General features: G+C 57.7%; 18 protein-coding genes and 7 pseudogenes. 17 read left to right on the plus strand and 8 right to left on the minus strand.

From position 1 onward, the window contains the following. Positions 1 to 2 precede the first annotated feature (2 nt). Complete coding sequence (locus tag QA644_RS32735; RefSeq protein ID WP_283073151.1) at positions 3 to 962, minus strand: NAD(P)-dependent oxidoreductase; 960 nt, start codon at positions 960 to 962, stop codon at positions 3 to 5. A 1,517-nt stretch (positions 963 to 2,479) separates the two neighbouring features. On the opposite strand from QA644_RS32735, the gene QA644_RS32740 reads away from it, so the two are divergent. The 12 genes from QA644_RS32740 to QA644_RS32795 all read left to right on the plus strand — a co-directional run bounded on the left by QA644_RS32740 (position 2,480) and on the right by QA644_RS32795 (position 16,263). Beyond that, positions 2,480 to 2,725: a hypothetical protein gene (locus QA644_RS32740; RefSeq protein ID WP_283073152.1), complete on the plus strand. Its 246-nt coding sequence runs from the start codon at positions 2,480 to 2,482 to the stop codon at positions 2,723 to 2,725. Between the two features lie 317 nt (positions 2,726 to 3,042). Beyond that, a complete protein-coding gene (locus tag QA644_RS32745) occupies positions 3,043 to 4,026 on the plus strand; it encodes a nucleotidyltransferase family protein (protein WP_283073153.1) in 984 nt (327 codons plus the stop codon). Then, complete coding sequence (locus tag QA644_RS32750) at positions 4,023 to 5,216, plus strand: hypothetical protein (protein WP_283073154.1); 1,194 nt, start codon at positions 4,023 to 4,025, stop codon at positions 5,214 to 5,216. The genes QA644_RS32745 and QA644_RS32750 overlap by 4 nt, the downstream gene beginning before the upstream one ends. A gap of 710 nt (positions 5,217 to 5,926) precedes the next feature. Then, positions 5,927 to 6,721 carry a YdcF family protein gene (locus tag QA644_RS32755; protein ID WP_283073155.1) on the plus strand — a complete coding sequence of 265 codons (795 nt, stop codon included), beginning with the start codon at positions 5,927 to 5,929 and terminating at the stop codon, positions 6,719 to 6,721. 156 nt (positions 6,722 to 6,877) lie between these two features. Further along, positions 6,878 to 7,057 carry a hypothetical protein gene (locus QA644_RS32760; protein ID WP_283073156.1) on the plus strand — a complete coding sequence of 60 codons (180 nt, stop codon included), beginning with the start codon at positions 6,878 to 6,880 and terminating at the stop codon, positions 7,055 to 7,057. Between the two features lie 325 nt (positions 7,058 to 7,382). Then, positions 7,383 to 8,564, plus strand: a complete 1,182-nt coding sequence (wecB, locus tag QA644_RS32765) for a UDP-N-acetylglucosamine 2-epimerase (non-hydrolyzing) (RefSeq protein WP_283073157.1) — start codon at positions 7,383 to 7,385, stop codon at positions 8,562 to 8,564. A 45-nt stretch (positions 8,565 to 8,609) separates the two neighbouring features. After that, entirely contained in the window at positions 8,610 to 9,770 is a 1,161-nt protein-coding gene (locus QA644_RS32770; RefSeq protein WP_283073158.1) for a hypothetical protein, read from the plus strand. Continuing rightward, positions 9,767 to 10,537 (plus strand): WecB/TagA/CpsF family glycosyltransferase, encoded by a 771-nt coding sequence (locus QA644_RS32775; RefSeq protein ID WP_283073159.1) that lies wholly within the window; start codon positions 9,767 to 9,769, stop codon positions 10,535 to 10,537. Before QA644_RS32770 ends, QA644_RS32775 begins: the two co-directional genes overlap by 4 nt. A gap of 12 nt (positions 10,538 to 10,549) precedes the next feature. Next, complete coding sequence (locus QA644_RS32780) at positions 10,550 to 11,689, plus strand: glycosyltransferase family 4 protein (protein ID WP_283073160.1); 1,140 nt, start codon at positions 10,550 to 10,552, stop codon at positions 11,687 to 11,689. 562 nt (positions 11,690 to 12,251) lie between these two features. After that, on the plus strand, positions 12,252 to 13,307 hold the full coding sequence (locus tag QA644_RS32785; RefSeq protein ID WP_283073161.1) for a polysaccharide biosynthesis tyrosine autokinase: 1,056 nt from the start codon (positions 12,252 to 12,254) through the stop codon (positions 13,305 to 13,307). Positions 13,308 to 13,432: 125 nt separating this feature from the next. Beyond that, on the plus strand, positions 13,433 to 14,731 hold the full coding sequence (locus tag QA644_RS32790; protein ID WP_283073162.1) for a polysaccharide biosynthesis/export family protein: 1,299 nt from the start codon (positions 13,433 to 13,435) through the stop codon (positions 14,729 to 14,731). Beyond that, positions 14,728 to 16,263 (plus strand): oligosaccharide flippase family protein, encoded by a 1,536-nt coding sequence (locus QA644_RS32795; protein ID WP_283073163.1) that lies wholly within the window; start codon positions 14,728 to 14,730, stop codon positions 16,261 to 16,263. The genes QA644_RS32790 and QA644_RS32795 overlap by 4 nt, the downstream gene beginning before the upstream one ends. 96 nt (positions 16,264 to 16,359) lie before the next feature. Here QA644_RS32795 and QA644_RS32800 read toward each other — a convergent pair whose 3' ends face one another. The 3 genes and pseudogenes from QA644_RS32800 to QA644_RS35295 form a co-directional block, all read right to left on the minus strand. After that, the gene (locus QA644_RS32800; protein WP_283073164.1) at positions 16,360 to 17,493 is read right to left on the minus strand and encodes a glycoside hydrolase family 18 protein; all 1,134 of its coding nucleotides are present in this window, start codon (positions 17,491 to 17,493) and stop codon (positions 16,360 to 16,362) included. A 589-nt stretch (positions 17,494 to 18,082) separates the two neighbouring features. Beyond that, positions 18,083 to 19,128 (minus strand): annotated as a pseudogene (locus QA644_RS35290) (glycosyl hydrolase); the annotation flags it as partial. Next, positions 19,126 to 20,865 (minus strand): annotated as a pseudogene (locus tag QA644_RS35295) (DUF4158 domain-containing protein); the annotation flags it as partial. The pseudogenes QA644_RS35295 and QA644_RS35290, both read right to left, overlap by 3 nt. 236 nt (positions 20,866 to 21,101) lie before the next feature. Between QA644_RS35295 and QA644_RS32810 the strand changes: the two are divergent. Next, positions 21,102 to 21,372: pseudogene (locus QA644_RS32810) on the plus strand (ABC transporter substrate-binding protein); the annotation flags it as partial. A gap of 79 nt (positions 21,373 to 21,451) precedes the next feature. Here the strand turns inward: QA644_RS32810 and QA644_RS32815 are convergent. After that, positions 21,452 to 22,009, minus strand: coding sequence for a GNAT family N-acetyltransferase (locus QA644_RS32815; RefSeq protein WP_283073165.1), 558 nt, complete (start codon positions 22,007 to 22,009; stop codon positions 21,452 to 21,454). A gap of 71 nt (positions 22,010 to 22,080) precedes the next feature. Next, positions 22,081 to 22,377: a DUF982 domain-containing protein gene (locus tag QA644_RS32820; protein ID WP_283073166.1), complete on the minus strand. Its 297-nt coding sequence runs from the start codon at positions 22,375 to 22,377 to the stop codon at positions 22,081 to 22,083. Between the two features lie 300 nt (positions 22,378 to 22,677). On the opposite strand from QA644_RS32820, the gene QA644_RS32825 reads away from it, so the two are divergent. After that, positions 22,678 to 23,358 carry a class I SAM-dependent methyltransferase gene (locus tag QA644_RS32825; RefSeq protein ID WP_283073167.1) on the plus strand — a complete coding sequence of 227 codons (681 nt, stop codon included), beginning with the start codon at positions 22,678 to 22,680 and terminating at the stop codon, positions 23,356 to 23,358. Between the two features lie 60 nt (positions 23,359 to 23,418). Here QA644_RS32825 and QA644_RS32830 read toward each other — a convergent pair whose 3' ends face one another. Further along, on the minus strand, positions 23,419 to 24,198 hold the full coding sequence (locus tag QA644_RS32830; protein WP_283074077.1) for a DUF1194 domain-containing protein: 780 nt from the start codon (positions 24,196 to 24,198) through the stop codon (positions 23,419 to 23,421). Positions 24,199 to 24,492: 294 nt separating this feature from the next. Between QA644_RS32830 and QA644_RS32835 the strand changes: the two are divergent. The 3 pseudogenes from QA644_RS32835 to QA644_RS32845 form a co-directional block, all read left to right on the plus strand. Then, positions 24,493 to 24,849: pseudogene (locus QA644_RS32835) on the plus strand (GGDEF domain-containing protein); the annotation flags it as partial. 23 nt (positions 24,850 to 24,872) lie between these two features. Continuing rightward, a pseudogene (locus QA644_RS35300) lies at positions 24,873 to 24,932 on the plus strand (hypothetical protein); the annotation flags it as partial. Positions 24,933 to 25,173: 241 nt separating this feature from the next. Further along, positions 25,174 to 25,320: pseudogene (locus QA644_RS32845) on the plus strand (alpha/beta hydrolase); the annotation flags it as partial. Positions 25,321 to 25,545: 225 nt separating this feature from the next. Here the strand turns inward: QA644_RS32845 and QA644_RS32850 are convergent. Then, positions 25,546 to 25,875: pseudogene (locus tag QA644_RS32850) on the minus strand (alpha/beta hydrolase); the annotation flags it as partial. Positions 25,876 to 26,006 lie beyond the last annotated feature (131 nt).

Consider the following 26,006-nt stretch of genomic DNA (forward strand, 5'->3'; position numbering starts at 1 on the left):
CCCTACCCGGTATTTGACAATTTCGGCTGTGTTTTAAGAGCAAACTCCGTCAAAACGGCTTTGATCGCATCCTCGACCGAGCGCTGCGGCTCTCCGATTAGCCCCCGCATGACGGTAGTGTTTGGCTGAAGCCTAGGCCGATCGACCTTGCGCTTACGCGCTGCTGCTTCAACGAATTTGACTGGTCTCTGCGCGGCTTTCTGGAACAGGCTCAAAATGTCCGCGACCGAATACTCCTCACCTGAGCCCAAATTTATCGTGTAGGCGTCGCTTCCTGACAGTCCAATGCATCGAACGAATAGGTCGGCTGCGTCCATAACATGCAGATAGTTTCTCCTCGGCGTCGTATTCCCAACTTCTATCAGCGCTTCTCCTCTTGCAATCTGCCTGCCGATCTCAGGAAAGAGGTGCGGATTCGTCTCGCCCGGCCCGATCAAGTTGGAAAGACGGCAGCAGACGGCTCGCCATCCCCCTCGGACCGAAGCGCTCCGAACGAGATCTTCGCACACAAGTTTGCTCCAGCCGTAGATATCCATCGGCACCGTATCGGCGTCCTCAGATAAGACCTCTGCGGACGGCGCGTAGACTGCGACGCTGGATGCGAAGACCAAAGACTTTAGCGACGAGGACGGTACGAGTGCTTCGACCAAGTTCCTTGTTCCGACCACGTTCACCATGAACGCGGCCCTCGGATCCGCGTCGCAGCGAGGAATGAAATGTATCGCTGCAAGGTGGATGACATGGTCGAAAGGCCGCTCGCCGAGGACCGCCCGGACGGTGCTCGGATCGGCGATGTCTCCGTTGACGAATTTGATCGACGCGTCCGCCGTGTCTGGCGGGGCGCCGGCGGACAAGTCGTCCAGAATTGTTACATGGCACCCCTGGGCCGCAAGCCTCGACACGACGTGGCGGCCCAAGAAACCGCAGCCTCCTGTGACCAAGACATGGTTCTGATCGCTCAATGTAAACCCCCCTTTTTAAATAATCGAGTGCGAATTATCGCACAAATCGACCATTGTTGTTTACCGCGATAGTGCACTGTTAAATAATGTCTTCGATGTTAGAAGAAGTATCTTAAAATCCATGGCAACTGATATATTTAGTATATAGTATAGATCATATTCTACTTTTACCTGAACTTCGTCAATTGTCGAAACATATCCCTGCTTGACTTGGGCCAAGCCGGTCAAACCTGGAGGTGCGCAGTAGCGCAGTTTGTACTCCGGGAAAGCGCATTCATACCGGCGAGCCAGAGGGACCCACTCCGGCCTGGGGCCGATAAGGCTCATATGGCCGACGAGGACATTCCAGAGCTGCGGCAGTTCGTCGAGATGCGATTGTCTTAGGTACGCACCGAGAGGTGTAATTCTGTCATCATCCTGACTGGTTGGTCGGGGAGTACCATCGGATGTGCGCATGCTCCGAAGTTTCAGTGCGCGGAACGTCCGTCCCCTGTAACCAACACGCTCTTGGGCGAGAAAGACTGGACGCCCCATCGTCACCGCCACTGCCGCCGCGGCAACGCCTATCAGCAGGACGCTAGCCGGCGCACTCGCCAGGACAAACGCGATATCGAACATGCGCCTGATGAAAAGATATCTCGTTGACCGGCCAACTGCTGCATCTATATGGCCGGGATCGGCGAGGTGCAGCGGCAAGCGCTCGCATTTTGGGCTCTCGCGAAAGTGCAGCGGCGAGATGTGACGATGCGCATACCATATGGACATAACCCCCCCCAAATCAAAAGGTTAGGAAGATATTACATTGCGTATATCTCTTCCGCCGCCCCGGCTTCAGAGCTAATGCTTTTGCTATATCTATGTATATATGCAAAACTTCTAAATTAAAAGAAATAAATTAGTAATGCTATTTAGGTACTTGTCGGGTTACTCAATGTTACAATTCGTTTTTTTATGTTTTATGCTACCGCTCTGCCGTGTAAATCTATTGCAAGTACCTACGAGTTGCGAGCGGCTCATCTGCAAGTCTCGAACAGTTTATCGATATGGAGAAATCAATCAGAAGGCGGTGGCGCCGGGCAACAACCGAAACGATCACAACCATGGCATGCTTTAGCGCCTCGCGACACCGGTCCAGCCAGTGCTCAAATTTCTGCACATCTGGCTTCTCCAGGCCCGGCTCATGAGAGCCAGACATCATTCACCAGGGGCTGGCCCGAGTGTCATGCCGATCATGTCAGTAGAGGGTCATCAAATAGAGCTATGACGGCTTCGTCGTTCAAACGTATGCGCTCGTGCACGGCCGACGCCTGGAGCACCTTCGTCAGAGCGCCATGGCGCGCCTTTGAATGGATTGCGCGGCCGGTCAATCCGGGATGATTTGGTTTTCAAAGAGTCAGGGGTAACTCGATTGAGTATTCGTTCGGGTTATTTAAGGTTACCGCATACAACTTATGTCTGACTTTTCACCATCACATTAATGCTATAAAGATATAAGATCGAGCACGTGAGGTAACCCGATGGCAACGGAGCGTGAAACCAAAGAAAAAAGTGATGCAAATTCCGCAATGGAACGGCGTGATTTCATCAAGGGGCTTGGGAAATTCGCTGCCCTGACGCCGCCCGCGGTGACGGTGCTGCTTGATGTCGCCATGAACTCGCCCGCTGTAGCTGCGTCCGGCGGTCGGCCCGGCTGGGGAAACGGCGATAAGAACTATGTGCACACTGGTCCTCCTCGACGCCGCCCTCGCACGTGGTGGAATTGAACTTAAGCGTCACCGCGGCAAACAATCTAGTCGATCTGCCGTCGAAGATCATGCCCACGGCCCCCGAACTTGGCCCCATCGGTCATCATCAGCGCTCGTTGGTATTGAGTTGTCAGCTGCCATGGAACTGAGTGCCGTGGACCAATGTCATCGTGAACCATTCCGCTGTGCTGTTGGCGTCGTCATGGTCCATTCTGGTTATTCACCCTGCGTCCCCAACCAATTGCACAATACGACAAGCTCTTCAGCGTTCGAAAGACGGCTTGAAAACCGTTCTAGTTGTCAGCTGCAAGGTCCAATGATGCGGGAGGGGTTGCATGAGATCGGGAGGCTCTGAATCCGGCTTCCAGGTACTGGCTGCGTTGTTGAACGGGATCACTACCGGTCAAGATCAGTGGGACAAAGTCGTGCAGGAGGCCAATCGGCACCTTGTTGGACCCGCATTATATGGTTGGCTTCGCCATTGGGGGTTACTTATCAGCGTTCCTGGGGAAGTCGAAAAATACTTGCGCTTTTTGTATGATTTGAACGAAGAGCGAAATCGACGACTGCGCCTACAGTCCGTCGAGACCCTGCGTGTATTGAACGAAGCGGGGATCGAACCATTGCTTATCAAAGGGTCGGCCCTCCTGATGATTATGCCGGAACATCGGCTGGGCAACCGGATGATCAGCGACTTGGATCTGGTGATTGACAGGAACAATGTCGAGCGAAGCGTGGGGCGACTTCGCGGCATCGGCTACCAACCCCTTCCAGAAGACCCTGGTCCACACGCATACGGGAAATTCTATCGGCCTACCGATGTTGGTTCCTTGGACTTGCATCTGAGGCCGCCAGGCCCAGCTATTTTATACACAGAGGGCGAACCGCTCCATAGCACACGCCTCGAAGTGATGGGTGTTCGGGTTTGTATCCCCACGCCAGTGGAGTGGGTGGTACACCTAATCGTTCACGACATGATATTGGACCGCCGTCTGCGCACGGGCGATGTCGAGCTGCGGCATCTTCTCGACTGCCGCGAGATCTTCGACTTGGGGTACGACGTCGACTGGGATGCGGTCCGTGCCAGGTTGCCGTCAGGTCGACTGGCCCTGGCACGGGATTTGTTTTTCCTGAACCTGCAACGCCTGGCCGGCGTCAAGATCGACGGCAGCCCCGCAGGGTTGCTGGCGAACCTCCTATTTAGCCGTCAAATCGCACGGCAGGATCACGGCGCTTATAAGAATCTGGACGATTTCGGGCTTTCCTTGCTGCGCGCGATCTGGAAGCCGTTTAAAATTGCCGCGGCAAATCAACGATGACCCGGCGCCTGCACCCGGACAACCCGGCGACAACCGGACCAATGGTACCAGGGCCGGACAATGGTGTTGTGCTCTGCGCTCTTGACGATGATTACGCTCTTTTCTCCGAACCCCAGCAACGCGTCTATCAGTTGAGCCCCATATCAGGGCCGATCTGGCTTGGCGTTTCTGCAGGCGAACCAGCGAGCAGGATCGCGCGGTTCGTCGCCAATGAGACGGGATGTCGTCTGGACGAGGCGAATGACTACATTTCGTCTTGCCTGGTGGAATGGGAAAAACTTGCCCTTCTGAAGCAAGGGCTGATGGAACCCATTCGACCGAAATCTAGAAGCGACGAAAGCCCAGAATCCATTTCCGCCATCCGGGAAATCTACTGCGTCTCTGGCGCAATGATTGCCATCTCTTTCCCAGACTCGAGCGCAAAACGGGCTTGGAATGCCATTGCCGGTCATCTGCGCCATGGCCAGACTGGCGTTGCCGAAACCGAAATTACGGTTGGAGCGTGCGAAGACGGCTACTGGATCGCACACCAGCCTGGAGAACGGGCGAGCTTCGGTGACCCAGCGGCTCTCGCTGTCGGCCTGAAAGAGGCTGTCCTCCATGCCGTGCTTAGGCCTCGGCCCGACTGGATCGCACTCCACGCAGCGGTCCTTTCCTCCGCGTCGGGCGCAATAGCGTTGGCCGGCTCTTCCGGTCAAGGCAAAACCACACTGGCGGCGCTGCTAAGCGCATCGGGCATGTCTGCCATTGCCGATGACGTTGCTCTTGTCACCGCGCAGCCCCCGGGCCTTCGAGGACTGGCCTTCGCATTTGCGGCCAAGCCGGGCAGTTGGGAGCTCCTTCGGACTCGGTTTCCGAACTTGGACCGCCTTCCTAAGTATCGGCGTCCAGATGGACGAACTGTGAAATACATCCAGCCTGTTCGATCGTCCGAACAGGCTGGCGCCATCACCGCCATCATTTTCCCGCGATATTCAATCATGACACCGTTGCGGATCACACACGTGCGGAAGCTTAATGCATTGGTGTCCCTGCTCAATGAGGCGATGAACGCCAGCCAATGGCTAACTGCGAAGGGCTTTGTCGCGTTGTCTACAATGATCAATGACGCGGTGGTGATCCGCATGGAATACGACGACGCCAATACCGGCGCAGAATGGATCAAGATGAACCTGATCAAGGCCGGTTGATGCGGGTCGGCAAAGCCCACTCGCAAGCCGCACATTAGACGCGGCACTGGCTGCTCTGGCATTCGCCAACTGGTCCAACATTTATTGGAACCGCCGGCGCTGCGTCATGCCACCATTTTAGATTTCGCGAGATTTGCGGGGCTAATCGACATCGGTGCATAAAGTCTGCCGTGAAGCAGGCAAGCAGCCGGACGGATAGCAAATAGATCATCAGCGCGATCAACTCGGGCGAACGTTTCGACCGGCACGTCTCGGTGACCAGAGGCCGGACCCGCGCTTCAGCTCCCGCGCTGTGTTGCCTTCGGCATGGATGTCGCAGATTTCCTTGAGCTTCAGCGCCAGCGCGCGCGTATCGTTCGTACCAAACCTCGGCGAGCTCGCACACCATCATCGCGATCCGCTCCTCAAGCTTCAACGCCGGCTTGCTAGGCATAGCGCCTCGGTAAACTTCAAGACGAGGCCCTTCTCCTCCTCACGTGATTGCGCCGCCGATGCTAGCAGCGCGAAAGGCGAGCGAAGCGAGCACGGCAGACTGGCAGGCGAAGGACCTTGGTTGAGGCAACGCCGATCTTCGAGCGCCGTGTGCGCCGTCGAACTTGTGCCCCGGCAGCTGACCATGACAAAAAGGCTACGTTGGATGATTCTTCCACTTTCCAAATGCAGTGTATGATTTGCTCCGCGTATATTCAGAGCGATCTCAGGAGCGGCACGTGTTCTTCGTTCTTTCGAAGCTTTTAATGGCATTTCTCGTGATATCGAATCTGATTGGATTGACGGCATTCGCGGGGATCGTGGCCTTTGCCATGCGTCGGTTCAGAGCAGCGCGAATTCTTCTGATCATGTCGACCGTACTTTTGCTGATCGTCGGCTGGTTCCCCGTTGGAAGTGCTGCGCTTCTCTTACTGGAGGACCGGTTCCCGCGACCCGCTATCCAGGACAATGTGACGGGCATTGTTGTCCTCGGCGGGGAAATTGACACTGATATCTCGACCGAACGCCAAACCATCACCTTGACCGATGCAGGCGAGCGTCTCACCAAGACGGCCGAGCTCAGCCTGCTCTACCCCAACGCGAGAATTCTCCTTTCAGGCGGGACGGCGAATTTACTGTCTGCCGAGGAGAAGTCGGAGGCCGCAGTCGCGCGCGACCTTCTCATCGAAATCGGTGTTCCGGAGAGACGGATCGAACTTGAAGAGCGCTCGCGAAACACCTGCGAGAATGCGGTCGAGAGCAAGGCTGTTGCAAGTCCCAAGCCGGGGGAGTCGTGGCTGCTCATCACATCCGCCTTTCACATGCCGAGGGCCGTCGCCTGCTTTCGCGCCACCGATTTTCCGGTCATCCCATACCCCGTAGGCTATCGGACTCGGCCGTCCGATGTGGGACGTCCGACACGTTCCGTCTCTATGGGTTTGTACCTCGCCGATCTGGCCGCTCATGAATGGATCGGACTGGTGGCCTACCACCTCGCAATGAGAACCGAGCTCTTTCCTTCGCCCGACAGGTAGTTTCCATCGGCAAACACAAGCTTCCTTGCAGCCAAGCGGTCAAGACCGGGGCGATGAAGCCGCAGGATACGCGCCAGGTGAGGGTGGACACCGCCCTCCAGCAAAAACCGTGACATTCCCGGTCGAAGCGCTCACCCATCGATCGGGAAGCGGCAAGTGAAGCTTGCGACGAAGACCGGCGTCACTGCGCCAAACCCTGCACCGCCTCGGCAAGTGGCGCTGATCAGACGTCAGCGCAATGAGCATGCCCTGCGAAGGTACTCGGAACTCTATCTGGGCCCTGCCATCCACGACTTCAGCCGCCGCATCGCCGGCGAGGAGGAACCGCTTCCGTAATCATCGCGATGCCGTTGCCCTTTTCGGGAGCTGGTTAGGATGGGCAGCTGATCGTGAGTCCGGTTGTCTGGACACGCCAAGCGCTCCGCGTCTGACCGCAGGAGCCATGTGATCCTTCCACAGACTCTGCCATTCGAATAACACATGATCGTGATCGAACTCTCAGGTCCAGATCTACTCCTGCACTTCATCAAGCAAATGGTCTGTCCTGGGCCAGATTTATTACTCTAATACCAACGAATTATACTCCTTATGATCTCTTGTTTTATGATGGCTATCGTACATTGTTGCTATGAAAAATTTAGAGCTGGGCGGTCTTTAGCCAATGGGTTCCGCGGGGACAACCATATTAACTGTCTTGGGCACCAGGCCCGAGGCAATAAAGCTTGCTCCTCTTGTCAAGGCGGCAGCTGCTGATCGGGCATTCGATATTCGGGTCTGCGTAACCGGACAGCACCGCTCCATGTTGGATCAGGTGCTCGATGTATTCGGCATCAAGCCTGACTACGATCTGAACTTGATGAAACCCGCGCAGAGCCTTGCCGAGGTTACGTCACGAATTGTTGTAGAGGTCGCGAATGTAATCCGGGAGGCGCGACCGGAGTGGGTTATCGTCCAAGGCGATACGACAACGGCGTTCGCGTCGAGCTTGGCCGCATTTTACGAAAAGGTCTCAATTGCGCATGTGGAAGCCGGGCTTCGCACATCCGACAAGTATTCTCCTTATCCTGAAGAAGCTAACCGGCGCTTCATCAGCACCATAGCGGACCTCCATTTCGCGCCCACCTCTCGGGCCCGCGCCAACCTGCTGCAGGAAGGCCATCCAGAGAGCTCGGTATTCGTGACCGGGAATAGCGTCATCGATGCGTTGGTGTGGGTGATCAATCTTATAAAGTCGAACAGCGTATTGCGGAAACAACTGGACGATCGATTCTCATTCTTGAAACCGCAAAGACGCCTCGTTTTGGTCACAGGGCATCGCCGCGAAAGTTTTGGCAGTCCTATCCGCAGGACGTGTGAAGCCCTCATCGACTTGGTTAGGGAATTGTCGGATGTCGAGATACTGTATCCAGTTCATCTGAATCCAAACGTGCAGGAGCCTGTCAAGGCCATTCTCGGGAGCGCACATCCGGAGTTGCTTGAACGAATACATCTGATAGCGCCCGTCGACTATGTCTCCTTCGTCTATCTGATGGCTAGGGCTCATCTCATCATTACTGACTCGGGCGGCGTTCAAGAGGAGGCTCCCTCGTTGGGTGTGCCAGTCCTGGTCACCCGGCAGCATACCGAGCGTCCGGAGGGCATCGAAGCAGGGTTTGCCAAGCTGATCGGCACCGACCGGACCCGAATTGTGGAAGAAGCTATCGGCGCACTGAGCACCAGCCGCCTTCCCACAATGACCATTCACAAAAGCCCGTACGGCGATGGCTTGGCCAGCGCTCGAATCCTTGAGAGCCTGCGCGAACGGGTTGCAGGTACGACGAAGGCGCAGGCAATTATCTGCTGACTTTATTCGGCTTCAGACATGCCGCGGGACAATGGAGAGGCTCCGATGCCAACCATTATGACTTTCGAAACAGGCCCGGAACCCTCATCCGCCGTTCTTGACGCATATGCACGTTTGTTGCCGCTCTGCGCCTCCGGCTTGCAAGCGGCCGCCAATCCCGAAACAGCCCTCTTCGACCTACAGATCAGGGACCGCAGATCCGGTCAGCCCACCCGAGGGACAGAGAATATTACGAGCACGCTCATCTGCCTGATAGGTCTCGACAGAGCCGGTATCGCTCCCAATCAGATCGGACTGCCATCCGAGAAGGCGCTATCTGCGGCCCTCGACCGCATGGGCCGAGAGCATGCGCTTGGTGCAACCGGCCTTGCCATCTGGGCGAACGCAGTCCTCGACGGTCTTGCATTGGGAGACCTCCTCGATCGTATCGGCGTGTCATTGGATGACCGGCGGGAATGGGCCGACCGGCTAACCACGATGGAGGTCGCGTGGCTTGCCAGCGGCCTGCTTCATGAACTGGGGCGGGTGCGCAACGCCCGCATGTTCGATCTGGCTCGTTCGGCTGTTTCGGTATTGTCGTCCCGCTATGACGAGAACGCTCGTTTGGTCAGCCACGCCAGTGCCGCGGCCCCGCTCCGACATCGACTGCGTCGGCAACTTGCGAACTTCGCCGACCAAATTTACGCCGTCCAGGCCTTAGGCTTCGCAGCGGTCGTGCTCTGCGACGAGCGAGCCCTTCGGTTGGCGGAACGGATAGCCGGGCGGCTGACCGAGCTACAAGGCAGCCGGGGCCAGTGGTGGTGGCACTACGACGTGTCCTCGGGACGGGTTGCGGAAGGCTATCCAGTCTATTCGGTTCATCAGCATGCGATGGCACCGATGGCTTTGATGATCCTGCGGGCGGCGGGTGGAGGGGATTATTCGCAAGCAATCGAACGTAGCCAACGCTGGATTCTCAAGAACGAGCTGGGTGTCAGCCTCATCGACGAGGAGGCGACTGCGATCTGGAGGAATATCGAACGGACCGAGCCCCCGATCGCATCCTTGGGCAACAAGCTGCTCGCGCTGGCCGGACGTTACCGCGGGAGCGAAGCCCCTTCAGCGGCACTATGCATCAACCACGAGATACGGCCCTATGAATGGGGATGGTGCCTCTATGCCGCCAGCCTCGATAAGGGCGGGAACAGGGGGAGGCACATAGTATGAACAGCTTTGACAATATTCCAGTTGTGGAATTTCTGAATACCCGTTTCCACGCCATACCTGCTGACGATGTTGTAAGTCTCGTCTTGCACTGGCAGGCCGAACCTGTTCGGCAAACGCACATCATAATCACTGCGAATGTTTCTCTTCTTGTGACGATGCGGACCGATTCGACGCTTTCGGCAGCTGTCGGGAAGGCGGATCTCGTCGTGACCGATGGAATGCCCTTGGTGTGGGCCAGTCGCTTGCTCGGCACCCCGGTTCCCGAACGAGTGACCGGAATCGATCTAATGGAAGCGTTATTGGAGAGAGGGTCGACCGAAAGGCTGAGCGTGTATTTGCTCGGGACGACCCAGCAGCGACTGCAACGGTTCATGGAAGTCGTCGCGTCGAGATATCCAGGCATACGAATTGCAGGCGCGAGAAACGGCTTCTTCTCGAAGAACGAGTACGCTGACATCACAACAGAGATCAATAACAGCGGCGCAGATCTGCTCTTGGTGGCAATGCCCGCGCCGTTCAAGGAGATCTGGTGCGAGGAACAGCGCTCCGCCTTGCAGATCCCGGCTGTCTTGGGCGTGGGCGGAGCGTTCGACGTCGTCGCCGGGTTTCTGCCCCGGGCGCCGGTCCTCCTACAGAATGCCGGACTCGAATGGGCCTGGCGGCTTTGCTTGGAACCGCGGAAGCTGTGGAAGCGCAATCTTACAACCAATTCCCGTTTCATCGCCATCCTGGCGACTGACCTCGCTAGGCGGGCAACCCACCATTAGCAGAGTTGTATCATGACGGACGCTCAAAAAATCTTCGTGAAGAGGGCAGAAAGCAAACAGCCGGATAAGGCGAGTGGGACGATTGCCTTTGTGCAGAACTACTACTCGCCGCACCAACATGCCGTCTTTGAGCATCTGGCGCGCTCAGGCACGGACCTGACAGTCTATTATCTGCAGAGCCCGGAGGACGAGGGGCGAAGATGGGGCGGCGCCTGTCATAAGACCACGTACACAGTCGTCAGGTGTCCCAGTTTTACCGTCGGTCCATTCGTCTTCTTCTGGCTTCGACCGGAACCGCAGACCGTCGTCCTATTGGATAACAATCCAACGAACCTTTGCATGCTCTTTTGGGCCTTCGTTCTAAAATTGGAAGGAAAGCGTTTATTGCTTTGGGAAATGCACATTCCAGATCATTTCAAGCCACGCGTCAAACAACTCTATCAGCGAATTTGTTCAAAGATATTGTGTGCAATATGCGACACAGCGATCGTTTTCTCCGACATGACCAAGGCATACCTGCGCAGCTTGCCGACCAACATCCCCACCAAGCGAATGATCTGTGTTGTGCCCGACGCCAGAGGCCCTCTGGTTCGCCGGAGCGGCCCGATCAGATCGTTCGGCTATATCGGAGCAGGCTCGAATCGTAAAAACGTGACGGCCCTCATCGAGGCATTCGCGGCACTGGGAGAAGCCGACGCGTCGCTTCACATGGCCGGAATGGCTCCGATGCCCGTCGGAACGGCAAAACGAATACGATGGTGGGGCTACGTTGACGGCGAACTGCGGGAGGAATTCTATCGCTCGATCGACGTGATGGTCCTTCCGTCATTGGCAGACCCGTGGGGACTGGTGGTCAATGAGGCCCTGCAACGCGGATGCCTGTGTGCAGTCAGCACAGCGTGCGGCAGCGCAGAATTAGCCCGATCGATCGATCCGCGTCTCGTCTTCGAGCCCAGAGTTCGCGACATCGAAGACTGCCTGAGAACGCTTCTTTCCCTGTCACAGGCCGAAATAGCATCCCTTCGGGAAAAGTGCGAAGCCAGCATCGCCCCCTATACCATCGACAATGGGGCAAAGATCTTGAGCACGATAGTATCAGAGGAAATAACGAACGAAAGAAGTAACGGCCGTCCTCATCCGTATCATGGGTAAGTTTATGCGTTATGAACATCCCCAAGCAGCACGTTGGTCGAAGGTCTCGGCGTTGACCTCAGATGATGGTCCGCGCCCGCTCCTCCTTGGTCCTATTGTGTCGTTCTTATCGGCCAACTGGCTTGGGCTTGCCCTTTGGGCCGTCATAGGCTTGTCCCTGACGGCAACCTACGTCATGCGTGCCGAACCGACGTATCGGTCGCGGGCGGTCATTATTCTCGATTACCGCTTACCAGGGTCTGACGGGCGAGTCCCCAGCGACTCTGCGGACTCCGCCTATATCGATACACAGATCAAGATTATCGAGTCTAATGACGTGCTTCTGAAGGTCGTTGATGAGCTCGCACTTGATAAAGATCCCGAATTCGTTTCTGTCAAATCCGGCCGCTCCTCCAAGTTGGCTGCTTGGCGGTCGAGCCTTGAACAAATGATCTTCGCGGCACGGATGCCGCCGCAGGACACGACGTCAAGCGCGGAGGCGATACCTGCTGACGAACTTCGGCAGATCGCCGCCAGACAGCTTTGGTCCGCGATGCGGGCCAGCCGGGCCGGGCGATCGTACGTGGCCGAAATCGAAGTCACAGCAAACAGCTCTGAGAAGTCAGCGCGCATCGCGAATGCCATTGCGCGAACCTATGTGGATTATCAGTGGAAATTCAGGATGGAGGCGACCGAGCGGGAGAGTGCGCCCCTAGCCCGTATCTTGACGCCGGCAAGTCCGCTCGTGGAGCGCACCGGCATGAGGACGCCTGTCCTGCTGGCGCTCGGCCTCTTTGCCGGATTGGGGTTCGGAATCTGCATCGCCGCCGCCCGTGTCGCGATGAAGCGGACGGTCGGGGGAAGGAGCGATCTCGAGGACGAACTTGCCATCCGATGCTTGGGACTCGTTCCATCGGTGCGCGCGTTGAGGCCCAATCCGTTCTCGCAGCTCTTGCCCCGATGGTTGCGAGCGTCCTCCAGGAAGCCCCTATCGTCCTCCGCACTGTCTTATGCGGCGGACTTCCCGACCTCGCTATTTTGCGAGGCGCTTCGCTTACTCAGGTCCCAGTTGGTGGTTGCAGCCAGCGGGCACCGGGCTATCGTCGTCGGCGTTGTGTCTGCGTGTGGATCCGAAGGTCGTTCGACGCTGATCGCCAATTTCGCTCAGCTTCTCGCTCGCGCGGGGGAGAAGGTCCTGCTCGTCGATGCCGATTTTCAGACCCGGCAGCTCACCGAGACGCTTGCTTCCCTGACATTCCTGTCGTCAGACGGGGCGGACGCTGACGCCGAGATCTCCGAAGTCCGGTGCTTTCCCGGCATCGCCCTGAAATTCGCTCCTCTGCTCGGGCCAGCTGTGGACGAGAAGTTCATGAGCCGACAGGATTGGGTCGGCCGCATAATCGCAACTCATCGTAAGGAGTTCGACTGGATTTGCGTGGACATGCCGGCATTGGCCAGATGCGGAGATGCCCTGGCGATAGTCAATTTCTTGGATCATCTCGTGATATTGGCGGAGTGGAACAAGACTGACAGGTCTGCTCTCGGTCTAACGTTGAAGATGCTAGAGCCGCAGCGGCCGAAGGTCCTCGGAGTCGTGCTGAACAAGGTTGCCCGGCGGAAGATGACGCTGATGGAATGACGCAAGGTGTGGATTTGTGCGCCCTACCTGGCCCGGGCTGTGGTTCAAACACTGGTAGCTCAGCATTTTCCAAGAGCTAGCGCGGGCAGAGGCGGTGCGCCAGAAGCGGTGGAGGGAGTGTGATTATGGCTCGTCTTAACGTGCCAGGCGCGGCGCAAAATGGCGCACTGGCGCTGGTGCTCCTGTTCTCGGCGGGAGCCACAGCCGGCAAAGCATCGGATGAATATACGCTAGGCTCCCAGGATAAACTCAGGATCAGCTTGACGGAGATCTCTTCGGCGAGCGGCGAGATCCGACCTCGGTTGGATGGCGAATTCACGGTGGACGCGGCAGGCGACGTTGCGATACCGCTCCTTGGCAACATCAAAGCGGCCGGGATGAGCGCTTCCGAATTCGCAACCTCGATCGCATCGCAGTTTCAAGCGAAGGTGCGGCTGGTCAATCCTCCCGTAACGGCCGTCGAAATAGTGCAACATCGTCCATTCTACATCATCGGTGCGGTCGAGAAACCGGGAGAGTATCCCTTCAGGCCAGGCATGAGAGTGATCCATGCGCTCAGCGTGGCAGGTGGCATAGCAAGGGGCGCTGCGTTAGGAGAGACCCGTTTCGAACGCGATATGATTCAGGCCAACGGCGAACTGAGCGTCTTGAGGGCGCAAAGGGACAGGCTCGAGGCTAGACGCGCCCGGCTGGAAGCGACAATCGGGGGCAAAGATAAAGTCGAATTTCCCGCGAGACTGAGATTGCGCGCAAGCGAGCCGACTGTCCAAGATGTCATTATGCGAGAGCAGCTTGTTTTTGATCAGCGGCGCAAGACACGCGCTCTCGAGTTAGGTAACTACAACGAACAGCTTTCACTGCTCCGCGGGCAGATGCGTACTTTGCAGAGCCAGATCGAGACCCAGAACGCGCAGAGCAACAGCGTAGACCGCGAACTTGTCCAGGTGCGGAAGCTCGAATCCCGGGGCTTGGCTCCTTCCGCACGTGTATATGCGCTTGAGCGGACGGCCCTGGACGCCGACAGCAAGCGCAAAGAGGTCCAGACCGAAATGCTCAAGGTTAGCGAGCGCGTTGCGAGCACTGAGGCCTCAATAAGGCGACTGCAGGACACGGACGGCCGTGAGTTGCTTGCCGAGCTTAACGGCGTGGACGGCGAACTCGAGAACGTGATAGGCAAGCTTGGCACCGCCGAGGACTTGATCCAGCAATTGCAGATAGACGGAGCGCCTGCTGCAAGTCGCGACGAAGAGATCGAGGTTACGTATTCGCTCCTCAGGGAGCGGGACGGACAGTTGGTCGAGGAGGTGACTGCCGAAACGAGCCCGGTCAGACCGGGAGACGTGATCAAGGTCTCACGCCGCACGACAGGCTCGCTTTCGGACCGGACCCTCAGCAGCGCCCCGGCGGTAACGGGTTACCAATGAGCCCCGAGAACCGTAGCGATCCCGGCGTCGAAATCCAAAACCTGCAAGCGCCAACGGCCACGCAGGGACTTGCAAGCAATGAGGTGCGCGCCACCGCTATACGGGGTGCCGCGTGGTCCTTGGTGCAAATCTGCGCTGAGCGGGCCACCCAAGCCAGCGTCTTCTTGATCACGGCTAGACTGCTCGGCCCGACCGACTTCGGCATGGCGGCCATGGCCGTTGCTCCCGCGCTGATTGCGAATCATACATTGCAGGGCATCACGCAGACCGTCATACAGCGGGAGGATGCCGGGCCAGGCTATCTGAGCGCGTGTTTTGTCTGCGCAATCGGTAGCAGCCTGCTGATGGCGATGCTCATCGTCGCAGCCGCACCGATCCTATCATCCGCCACCGGCAATCCCTTGGTTGGCGATCTGATGCGGGCTTCGGCGCTTGCTCCAGCACTGACCGGGATCGGACTGGTCCCAGAGGGGCTGCTCGCTAGACAATTTGCCTTTTCGGTGCTGGCGATCCGGCGCCCCTTGGCAATCCTCACGGGGGGTGCGCTGTCGATCGCCCTTGCCTATTTCGGCGGCGGAGCCTGGAGCATCATCGCGCAGACCATTCTCGCGGCGGCGACGGGGTCCCTCGTGTGCCTGGTGGCCCTGCCGGCCGTTCCGAGATCCCGGTTTTCCAAGTCGGACTGGCAGAACGCTTCCTCGAGCGTCGCCAAGCTGATGGGTCGGCTTGTGCTCGATGCCGCAGGCCAACGCCTGCCGGAAGTCACGCTAGGGCTCCTTGCAGGACCCGCTGCTGCGGGCATTTTCCGCTCGGCGAAGGCGCTCCTCGATCTGGTGACGAGCGTGCTGTTCTATCCGATTTCGGCAGGCCTCCTTCCCATATTCGCCCGCATGTCAGGCGACTCCCAAAAGCTCGAGAGCTTCATATTGAATATCTCGCTTGCAAGCGTCGTGCTGTTCTGCGTCCCGGCGTTCGGATTTTCCATTTTCTCAGCCCAGATCGTCCGGATTACCTTGGGATCTGCCTGGATCCAGGTGGCCGACATCATGATGATTTTCGCGCTGGCGCTACCCGTCCTGGCCCTCGTCGCTTCCGTGCCTTCCTTCATGATCGCCACCCAGCAAGCCGGAACGCTGCTTCAGTGTTCTGCGGTCCAGTTGCTGGCGGGCATGGCCTTAGTTGCAATCGGGGCATTGTGGGATGTCGTGCTGGCATCCTTCGGGTTTGTGCTCTCTATATGCCTGGGGGCTGGCATGCTTTGGTCGCGGTCTCTTGCCCGATCCGCTCGCGTCGACGCGCAGCTGATCCGCGAGGCGATCGCCCTTGTGGCCATAGTGGAGGTGTCGCTTGCAGTGCTCTTTCTGTTTCGGCGCGCGCTCGTCTCCGACTGGTTCAGCGTGACCTCATTCGCGACATCGCTTGCGCTGTACATCGGGATCGTCGCCGTGTTCTTTCCCCGGCTTGTCGCTAGCACTTTGCAAGCGCTGCCGCCGCGCTGGCGCGGCCTGCCGAAATGGCTGAGAACCGGTTGAGACGATCGAAAGCGCTCCGGAGGCTTCGCCCGGTCTTCTCAACCAGTCTCACCCCTCGCAAGTGGGGACTAGCCAGCACCGAGATCGTCCTTCAGTTCAATCGAGAATCGCATTTCGAGTAGCGTGCAGAAGGCCACTCGGGTTTGTCGCCTTCGGCATGTATCCCTCACCCAGGGACCAGATGATTGCCCCACCCAGGCCATTCTGTCGGGCGAATTCCCCCTTGGCCGCGATAGAACGCTCGTCCTCGTATGAAACGAACGTGCATCCGAACGGGCCGATCGCCTTCGATGGAGACAGGTACGGCGCCTGAGCCGTTGTGTCGTACTCGGCGTAGTTAGGGTCGTAATAGTACGTCATGATATTCTTATAGCTCATGTCCTGATCGCCGGCGATCACTTGCGCGGTTCCAGCAGCCTGGCGCGGAGCCGATACCGGCGTGTTCCAGCAGCTCCCGTAGAATGCCACGCCGAGACCAAGTTTCCCGGCGGGGATGCCCACTTGGATGTAAGCCTTGATGCTGCTGGCGACCGAAGTCGGAGTGCTGTTGGAGTCGCCGTAAAGCGGTGAATTGTGCCACGACAGCCAACCCTCCCAGTTATCAGCCATATCGTATGTCATCACGTTCAGCCGGTCGAAGATTGGCTCGATTTGCATCAAGAATCGAGCCTCCTGATTTTCAATGGAAGAATTCGAATTCTTCCAGCTCAGGTCGATCGTTAACAATTTGTCAGGCATCTGATCGCGAAGCGCCTTTGCCAAGGCCGTCAGGTTTGCCTGGTCCATTGACTCTATAGGCTCCCAATCGATGTCGAGACCGTCGTAATTCCACCGCCTCACCAGATCCACGAGATTGGTCACGAAGCGTTGCCTGTTGGCGTCGTTTGAGGCTTCGCGCATTCGGTCGACCAGTCCAGCCCCGCCAACTGCGAGGAGCGCCTTTCGACCCGCTGCGTGCGCCCGCATAACGACCTCCTGCGCGATTCGGGGACCAGTCATCGAGTCCATGAAGAAGCTCGTATCAAGCGATCCATCATTTTCCGGAACCACCGAGAACATCACCACGTGAGTGAGGGAAGAAAAATCAATAAGTTCCGGCGGATAAAATTCATATTCCCAGCCCGGATAGAAGCCAGCCAACCACCTCTCTTGAGAGACGGCGGGATTGCTGAGCGCTTGCAACGCAACAAGCGGAGCAGCGGCGAAAAGACTGGCTAGACGTCTGAGCATGCAGAACTCCATGGTAAAAGCGGGCAACTGGAAATAGGAATGGCAAACAGACGCTCATGGCTATGTCGAGACGACGGAACAACGTTGCTGCGCCTCGTTGTCGTTTGACATTGGATCATCAGTGATTCTCCGCTGCATAAGACAAACTATATCTGATCGTGTCGTCTCGCTTATTTTCAGTATCGCGAGAGCCCGCAAAATGCACGAATCTTTCTCTTCGCTGCTAACCGTGTCGTTAGCATTACGTCTTCAGTCAAGTTCAGCTCGTCTCTCATCACTGCCAAGGTCCATTCTCCAATCACCTGAGGGCCATACTCACCGTCGTCAACATAGGATTTTGCGACAAGGAGCGTGTTGTCGCTGGCAGAGCGAACTTCTAGGCGTGGGCCACGTAGGATATGGTTGATGACAGGCACGCTACAGGCATAGCGGAGGTGCAACGCCGGAGAGGTCGCAGTGCTGGTCTCAATTCCGGGCCACCCGCAAATACCCTGATGCACTGATCGGAAAATGGCACATGCAGCTCGCTTTGTTCAGCAGTGCCTTCGGGAAGAAGGATATGTCCGGCTAAACACCCGCGGCGCCAGCATCAGTCGGCGATGATGCAGAGCGGGCTCTCCCGTCCGAAGGCGTCGCGCGCCCGCACGGCATAGCGCACGCCCGATTGCGGCGATACATGCAAGTAGGCCGTCGAGATCAGAGGAACGGGATTGACCTTCTCGAAGATCTTTCCATCGGTGCTGGTCAAAACGTCGTAGAAAATGCCCGGACGGGCATCGCCTGCGGCCCAGAACAGCATCCGTTGCTGCCGCTCCCCAAGACCGCGGTAGCGCGTCGCCGTCAGCCCGGTCGGGGCGGACGGCGCCGCACCCGTGTCGGGGACCACCAGTATCTGCGTGAGGGATGGCAGCGGTACGTCAAGGTCGAGGCTGATCCGGCCCTCCTGCGCGTCGACGATGCTGATCGGGTGCAAAAGCGCCGGCTCCTGGGCTCGCCGCAATTCGGCAAACTGATCGGCGGTTGGCTCGCGCGGCGCACCGACCGGCTCCCACGGACCGCGTGGGTTGCTTTCGTCCCGCTGCGCCTCCCACACTTCCATGGGATTGGTAAACTCATTGTCGATGCGCAGCAGGCAAACGCCGTGACGACCCGGCTCTAATCCGTCATTTGAAGCCGCACCGACGTGCGTCCGGACTGTGTGATTGCGTCGACGGAGTGGATCAGCGCGATTGAGGCGCCACTATCGGCGAGTTTTGTGGGCAGGATGGCCAGTCCGTCTCTATCCGGATCGAGTTTCGGATTTGCTGTCGCCTCGCAGAGTGTGTCGCCCAGCGTTGCCAGCAGTTCGAGCGACGTCAGGCCGGGCTTTTTGATCTGCTCGAAAGTCGGGGCGGCGTCGACGTCGGTCGCCAGCGTGCTAAGATCTGTCTTGTGCTCCCATTGCGCCCGCCGGAAATTGCGGGGTCCGAAATAAGAAAAGATCGTTCGCTGCCCCCAGCCGCCGATGAAGGCGTGATCGTTGCTCAGAAAGGTGAAGTCGGCCGCCTTGGGCGCGATGATGCGGCGCTCGTGCTGCTCGATGATCTTGCCGATGATGGCGGCATAATAGGCCTTTCCGTGCCACGAGTGATGGTCGGGAACCTCGACCAGCGGATACATGTCGCTGATTTCGGCATTCGTTTCCTCGGCGGCCACCGGGACTTCGCCGGGGGTTGGTGTGACGATCAACGTTCCGGCCTCTAGACGAACTCCTTCGAGCTTCCCGGATCGGGCTCTGTGCGCCAGACGCTTAAGGTTGAAGTCGAGCATCTGACGGGCTTCGGCAAGCCACTGCGCGCCATCAGCTTCGACACCCAATCCGAGGCAATCCGCTTCCTTCATCGTGATGAATGTCGACCGCGGCATCAGATGCTCGTCAATCGGCCGGAAAGATCGGCTGCCGTCGATCCAGATCTCCGCAGATCTAAGCCGGTCTCGCAAAGCCGCGAGCGTTGCGATCTCGTAGAGACGGCGATCAGGTTTTCCCTGTTCGAAGGTGAGCCGCCGATCGGTCTGGCTGAGGTGGGTGAGCGGGATGCGATCCGGGAGTGTCCGCCGCTTCTCGGCATGGAGACGCTTCAGCAGCGCAATTGCCGCGAGAAGCGGATCGTGCCGCCGCGCCGAGTGGAACGTGAATGTCCGCAGGAACGCCCCTGCATATTTATTGACTGTTCCGTATTGTTCGGCCGCAAGGATCAAAGGTGAGGCTTCATTGTCATCGACCATTGCAGCGAGTTCAGGCTTCATACAAAGCAAGCGATGCCAGCCGATCTCGCGATCGATAACCTGAAGAGCGTCCTGTCCGCGATCATTCGCGGACTGCAAAGCGGATATTGTATCGAGGAACAGTCGGAGAGCTTTGGATGTTTCTGTCCTACTGTCCATATGCCGCCGCTTCTTCCGGCTATGGGCCTGAGAGAACAGTCGGCCGATCAGCTTGATGAACATCGTGACCGCATCGTCGGAGAGCTTCTGGCCAAGCTTGATGACTTGCGCGACAATCAGCGCGTGCCGGCGACTGGGGTTGAAGTCGTTGGCGAGCCAGGCCGGTGTCGCGTCACCCTCACGGATCATCTGATCCCACCGCCCGGAAGGAACGCGGGACTGCAGACCTGGATCGATGCAGAGTGTTCGCAGGAACGAAATCCGATTAATTAGCCCGACCAGGTTCGAGCCTCCTGGCGCCTCTGCGGCTGATCGCAGCCAATGAAAGCGCGTCTGCCCGATCGTCGGGTCGACCTCCAATAATCTATTAAGCGTTTGCAGGGTCTCGGGCGCGATATCCTTGATCAGCGCCGTCTCAGCGCGTCGGCGGGCAATGGCCCGGCCAGCAAGACAAATTCGTTCGATTGTCTCCAAGGCAGGTAACAATGCACCACGTTCTCGCAGCGTGCCCACAACGGCTTTGGCAATCAGAAGCCCCTTGTCCGTCATCGCAGCCGCGTCGATCGCCGAAAGGAGCGCAGCTCGGCGATCCCGCGCCGTTGCGCTTCCGACCTTTAGGTAATCCATCAATCGGGCGACATGATCGCGACGCGTCTCGTCTCGGCGGGCATAGAGTTTGAACGATGCAGGATCAGCTCCGATTTGCTGAGTGACATATCCCAGCATCGCTCTCGGTGGAATTTCGTCTGCCCTAAGCACTCGGCTAGGATATCGCATTAGGCAAAGTTGAACCGCGAAGCCAAGTTGGTTGTGCTGACGCCTGCGAACTTCTATTTCCAACCGATCTGCCAGCGACAACGAATAGTGCCGGATCAGACTCTCCTCATCGGTTGGAATACCGAAGAGCTCTTGTCGCTCATGATCCTTGAGAAGCTTGCGTCTGCCCATCCTGACCTCCGTACGTCAGCCGATCACAAGCAGTCGATGGCAATGCAATTGCTGTCGGCGCGACCGTTATGGTCCGCCGATTCTTGAACAGGGAAAACGAGACCAGGTGGTTTACGGCAGCCTATCCACAGAGAAGTTCGCGCGCTTGGAGTCCGCGCAAGGCTTATCCGGCGAGAATGTTCACCTTTTGTACGACTCTAACGTACAATTTTGAGCAATTCCTGTTCCGACCCCTTGAAGCCAACAATGCTGGGAACTTTGCTTGGTGCTCTGCCTGGGACATCGCGGAACTGACCGCGCTTTCGGCAAAACGGCGGTCGAGAAAGACCCTAAAAAGCGCGGCGAACTGCACGTTCAGCTGCAGAAAATGTTCCTAAATTCAAGCCTGCATTGCCGCTATTTGAGCGATTTGAGCCGATCGTCGTGAGCGCGAAGGTTCATGGCTATTCGGGACATCCCAATCAACTGACTCGGCTGGAGAATATAACCAAATCGGAAGCTGAGTGACTCCCAGCGCCGCGCATTTGCCGGTATTTGACGAATGGTAGCGGCCGGCGGCTCGCCGGAATGGTCGCAGCGGCCGAGGCTAGCGGAGGGGTCTGCGGAAATAGACAACGCGATCCGTTTCGGCAAAACCCCAGTTCTCATGGGCTTGATGCGATCGTGTATTTCTGATTCCGGCATCTGAGCAGAGCTCGTGAAATCCCTGAGCGATCAAATCGCTGGCAATTCTTTCAACCAGCGCGCGGCCGATTCCTTGCCGGCGGTGCTTTGGATCGACCCAGACGCCTTCCAAAAAAGGAACCGGCTGTGCCGTGCAGCCGTTCGCGTATTCGCGAATGGATATCTCTGCAAATCCAACGGGCTCCCGATCGGGAAGCAATGCGATGTAGCCGGTTCGTTTTTTACCTTTGAGCATGCTGTCGATATCGCCCAGGTGTTCATCCACTGAGAGGTGATCCCAGAGCTTGAAGCGCATTCCAGCCCAGCGCAAATTGTCAGCGGCGTCCATCTTTTTAATTAGCGTCGGCTTGCAGCGGTCCCTTTTCAGGCGAAAGTCACGGAGGTCTTGCTCGTGCGATCCGCGGGTCGATGCGGCCTTCGGCGATAAGCGCGAGACCGCTTGAAGTGAGTCGGCGAACAACCCTCTTCGCGCTTGATACCAGCAGGCCGGCAGACAGAGATCACCGGGCAGTATGGTTTGATTTCAGCTGGTTAGACGTTCCCGATATTGCGATCTTTCAGCGCCCCGGCGAAATAGGGTATATCGCCAATTTCAATCAGCATCCTTGCTTCCTTGACGAAGCGTTGGAAATTCTGACGCACAGCACTCAGCGGGAACCTCCCGCAAGCAGCTTCCCGGCAAGCCCTTACTAACGTCTCGTAGGCCAGGTCACGCCTCTCCTCTGGCCATTCTTCAAGAAAGTCAAACGCTTCATCGAGCTCCATAATTTCTTCGATAAAATGCTTGCGGCGAACGTAAACAGGATGGTCAAACCGAAAGCTTGCCATTTTTTCCTCCTTCTCTCCGGCATGTTTGACGCCTGAAATTTAGCTAGGTCTACCGGCGCCTTGTCGCAACCGGCCGGGCGCAGAGTCCAAATGCGCACCAAACGCCTCGCTGACAGTCCGACCCTCGACCGCCTCGTCTCTTACCCATTTTGAAGGGGCCTATACACCGTAAGACTCGGTTGCCGGTGAAAAATAGTAAAGCGAGTATCGCGACAGAATATGACAGGGGCGGAGTTGGTTCGTAATGGCTCTGCCGAGCACCATGGTACCGATTGAGGGGATATTTTGTGGAGGGACGGCATGACTGCCAAGGACCCGACCAGCCACTACGATGCCACTTACTTCAGATGGCAAGGAAAGAACGGCCGGCTGGCTGGAGAGGCAAATCGTTTCAAGTTCGCACCTTTCATTCAGCCAGGCAGCCGAATTGTCGACTTCGGCTGTGGAGATGGCTCTCTGCTGCTCGCTTTGGGCGGAGGTACCGGTATCGAAATCAATGAACATGCAATTTCGGTCGCCCGTGCCAGCGGCCTGACTGTCGAACATAGTTTGCGTGACCTCCCTGACGTCTCCGCTGACGTTATTGTCAGCAATCACGCACTGGAGCACGTCGAAGATCCTCTGAAGGAGATGCGGGAGATGCACCGCGTGCTAGCGCCTGGCGGGAAGATTGTTATCGTCGTGCCCTGCGATAAGCCATCGTATCGGTTCCGATTAGACGATCCTGATTTCCATTTATTTTCGTATAGCGCCAGCAATTTGGGAAATCTCGCCCGTGCCGCTGGATTCCGCGTCATTGAGGCCCGAGTGGTAGCCCATGCTTGGCCTCCCAAATGGCCTAAGATTCAGGCATGGCTAGGATGGCAAGCCTTTCACTTCGCATGCCGCGTTTGGGCGCGCATTGGACCATTCATTGATCTCCGTGTTCGTCGCATTCGGGCCCAAGTGAGAGTAGTAGCAGAAAAGCAAACTGCTCAATGAGTCGCTGGCGAGGGGAGGTTGCTGCGGATCCAGGTCGCTGAGAAGAAACTGGATGGAGACTCAGCGGTTAAACAGATCTTGCCACTGCTTCTCGCCGATCAGGCAATCGGTAGCCGGCACGTCGCCAGCAATTTTCCGTACCGCCGCCGGCGGGGTAAGGCCACTGATCTCCATGACCAGCTTACGGCGCACAGCAACGGCGAAATCTTCGATCTTGCGAACCGGGAGTACGAAGGAGCCGGGACCACCGATTACACAATCCGCATAATATCTGTCGGGCCCGCTCGGCGCCTCGGCAGGCCTTAGCATAATCGCGAGACCATTGATGACGATGCCGGCCTTCGTCGCCTTGTCCCGGGTGGACATTACCGGGTCGCCGGAATTGTTTGGGCCGTCCCCGGAAACATCGATCACCTCCTTTATGCCGTCATAGGGACTGGATGCGATCATTGTGGCGCCTTGGGCGATTGCGGCGGAGATCGATGTTCGGCGCTGCGTGCTGATCGGCCGGGCCTCGAGCTTTCCGGCGAAATCGATCGCATCCTGCTGCGTCTCGATCAGCTGCCAGTCGATCACGGAATCGGGCACCACATAGCCTGCCCATTCGAAATAGCTGATGGCGATGCGGCCGGTTAGACCGTTCTTCACCGCATCGATGAATTCCTCATGCTTGAGGGCTACAACATAACCCTCACGCTGGATGCGTACTTCCTCATAGTCCATCGACCGTGAGGTATCGACGGCAAGGACAAGCTCGACATCGACCTCGCCTCCTCCCGCTTGTGCCACCGTCGAGGCGACGCCGGAGAGGCTCATGAGCACCGCGAGCGTCGTAAGCATCGCCAACCCAATCACTGCATTATTCACGTACCGGACTGTAACACAGCTTGGTCCGAGAGCGACCCTCTGCCGCCTGCATCCCTTCAACTTTCAGTGAGAGGGAAATCGGTTCTTTCGTCCTGTGTGCGCGCTCGACGACGCAATCAACCGAACGCGATTGCCGGGTAGTGCAAAGCGTCACTGCTTGCAAGAATTTACAGGTGAGCACGCAAATGGCTGCGATAGTGGAAATCAAATTTTCGGGATATCCTTGCCATGCTTGCCTGCGACAGATGTTCCACTAGTTGGGTTCACATGGATGTCCAGGAGAATGCAGTTTCGGCCAGTTCGTCCACTCGGGCGCTGCTCCACGTGCAGGACCCAGCTGTCATCGCGGAAGTTGAACGGCTTCTGGCGCGGCGCACACGTGACATCCGCCTCAAAGGCGAGCTTCGCCGCCTGTTTCGGGAGCGCTCCTGGTTGCGGACGGCCAAGATCGTTCGCGCCTGGATGATATGGGTAGCCTTGTTGGATGTGCTGACGCTCGCGCTCAACATGTTGCTGCTTCCAAGAGCAGTCACCCTCTCCATGCTCCCGCCAAGCAGCATCCTCCCGGCCGTCGCCATGGCCATCGCCGTTGTCTGGCAAAGGCCGCGCGCACCGTGGCTGCAAGGGAGCGCGCCGACCACTTCGCCATGCGCGAGTTCCAGGCAGCGCAGGTGACGAGCGTGTTCTTCAGCCTGAAGATCGACGGCCGCTTTCGCTGGTTTCACGGCTATTGCGATCTGGCCGACGCCGGCTCGATCGATGACATGCGCGGAGCGATCATCGAGCGGGAATCGCGTCCAGTGCGAGCCATGAGCCGGGCCGAAAAGCTCGAGCACATCTGGAGCATCACCGGGCCGGATTTCCGTGCTTTTGCCGATCAGCGCTTTGCGGCGGGCTTTGCCGGCCGGCGCATGGTCATGGTCTTTACCGCAGCTCAGGCGAAAATTCACCGGAAACCGCCAAGGCGACCCGATGCGCGCGGCCTGCGCGGACCTTACCGTGACAAGTATGCCCTCCGGACACTGGCTGCCGCTGGAACGCAAGGCAGAACTCACTCAGGCCATCCGCACCTGGCTCATGACCAGAAATCTTTGATGACGGCAGTAGGAAAGTGACATCCAACGCGGAGTGGCTCCCCTTAGCTGGTTCAGTCGTTCCGCCATATTCACCGACGCTTCGCATCGGGTCACGTTACACACGCTCGGTAGATCAGCATAAGGACGGACACCGCCAATTTTCCCGATTCTTCCAGTTGTTGGGATGCGTGCTGAGACCCACATCGACTTGGATCTCGTCAAACCTGGAAGGACGGCGTTGACGGTGGACGCCCGCCTCGGAAACGAGCATGCCGCCGAAGGAATGCCCCACCAGAACCGTCGGACCGTCCTGCCGGTCGAGCACGCGCTTTGCGGATTCCACCGACTCTTCGAGCGTCGTCAGCGGATTTTGCACTGATGTCGCATTGAGGCCATGGCCTTGCAGACGGGCGAGAACGTCGAGCCAGCAGGAGCCGTCGGCAAAAAGCCCGTGAACGAGAACGACGTTGCGCGCCTGATCCGGCTTGGCGGTTGCCGCAAAGCCGCCTGTGGCCGCAAGAGAGACGGCGGCGCCGGCCACGAGAGCTTTGGAGAATGTGCGTCTATTGATCATTGTGGTTCTAGCCCGTTTTGGTCGGTTGGTTGAGGCAGCGGCCGGTCATGATTGATCGCGACGCTACCCGGTTCTGCAGCAAATGCCTCATCGGTGTATTTCGTGATCAGGGCACGGTTGTTTCACGCTCA

Origin of the sequence: Rhizobium sp. CC1099, from assembly GCF_029714385.1 — a bacterium.
Lineage (GTDB): Bacteria > Pseudomonadota > Alphaproteobacteria > Rhizobiales > Rhizobiaceae > Rhizobium.

What these genes read in the sequence shown, in the direction of transcription:
- QA644_RS32740 (WP_283073152.1), top strand. Translation starts at nt 2,480, where the DNA reads ATGGCAACGGAGCGTGAAACCAAAGAAAAAAGTGATGCAAATTCCGCA.
- QA644_RS32745 (WP_283073153.1), top strand. Translation starts at nt 3,043, where the DNA reads ATGAGATCGGGAGGCTCTGAATCCGGCTTCCAGGTACTGGCTGCGTTG.
- QA644_RS32750 (WP_283073154.1), top strand. Translation starts at nt 4,023, where the DNA reads ATGACCCGGCGCCTGCACCCGGACAACCCGGCGACAACCGGACCAATG.
- wecB (WP_283073157.1), top strand. Translation starts at nt 7,383, where the DNA reads ATGGGTTCCGCGGGGACAACCATATTAACTGTCTTGGGCACCAGGCCC.
- QA644_RS32770 (WP_283073158.1), top strand. Translation starts at nt 8,610, where the DNA reads ATGCCAACCATTATGACTTTCGAAACAGGCCCGGAACCCTCATCCGCC.
- QA644_RS32775 (WP_283073159.1), top strand. Translation starts at nt 9,767, where the DNA reads ATGAACAGCTTTGACAATATTCCAGTTGTGGAATTTCTGAATACCCGT.
- QA644_RS32780 (WP_283073160.1), top strand. Translation starts at nt 10,550, where the DNA reads ATGACGGACGCTCAAAAAATCTTCGTGAAGAGGGCAGAAAGCAAACAG.
- QA644_RS32790 (WP_283073162.1), top strand. Translation starts at nt 13,433, where the DNA reads ATGGCTCGTCTTAACGTGCCAGGCGCGGCGCAAAATGGCGCACTGGCG.
- QA644_RS32795 (WP_283073163.1), top strand. Translation starts at nt 14,728, where the DNA reads ATGAGCCCCGAGAACCGTAGCGATCCCGGCGTCGAAATCCAAAACCTG.
- QA644_RS32800 (WP_283073164.1), bottom strand. Translation starts at nt 17,493, where the DNA reads ATGCTCAGACGTCTAGCCAGTCTTTTCGCCGCTGCTCCGCTTGTTGCG.
- QA644_RS32820 (WP_283073166.1), bottom strand. Translation starts at nt 22,377, where the DNA reads ATGGCAAGCTTTCGGTTTGACCATCCTGTTTACGTTCGCCGCAAGCAT.
- QA644_RS32825 (WP_283073167.1), top strand. Translation starts at nt 22,678, where the DNA reads ATGACTGCCAAGGACCCGACCAGCCACTACGATGCCACTTACTTCAGA.
- QA644_RS32830 (WP_283074077.1), bottom strand. Translation starts at nt 24,198, where the DNA reads ATGCTTACGACGCTCGCGGTGCTCATGAGCCTCTCCGGCGTCGCCTCG.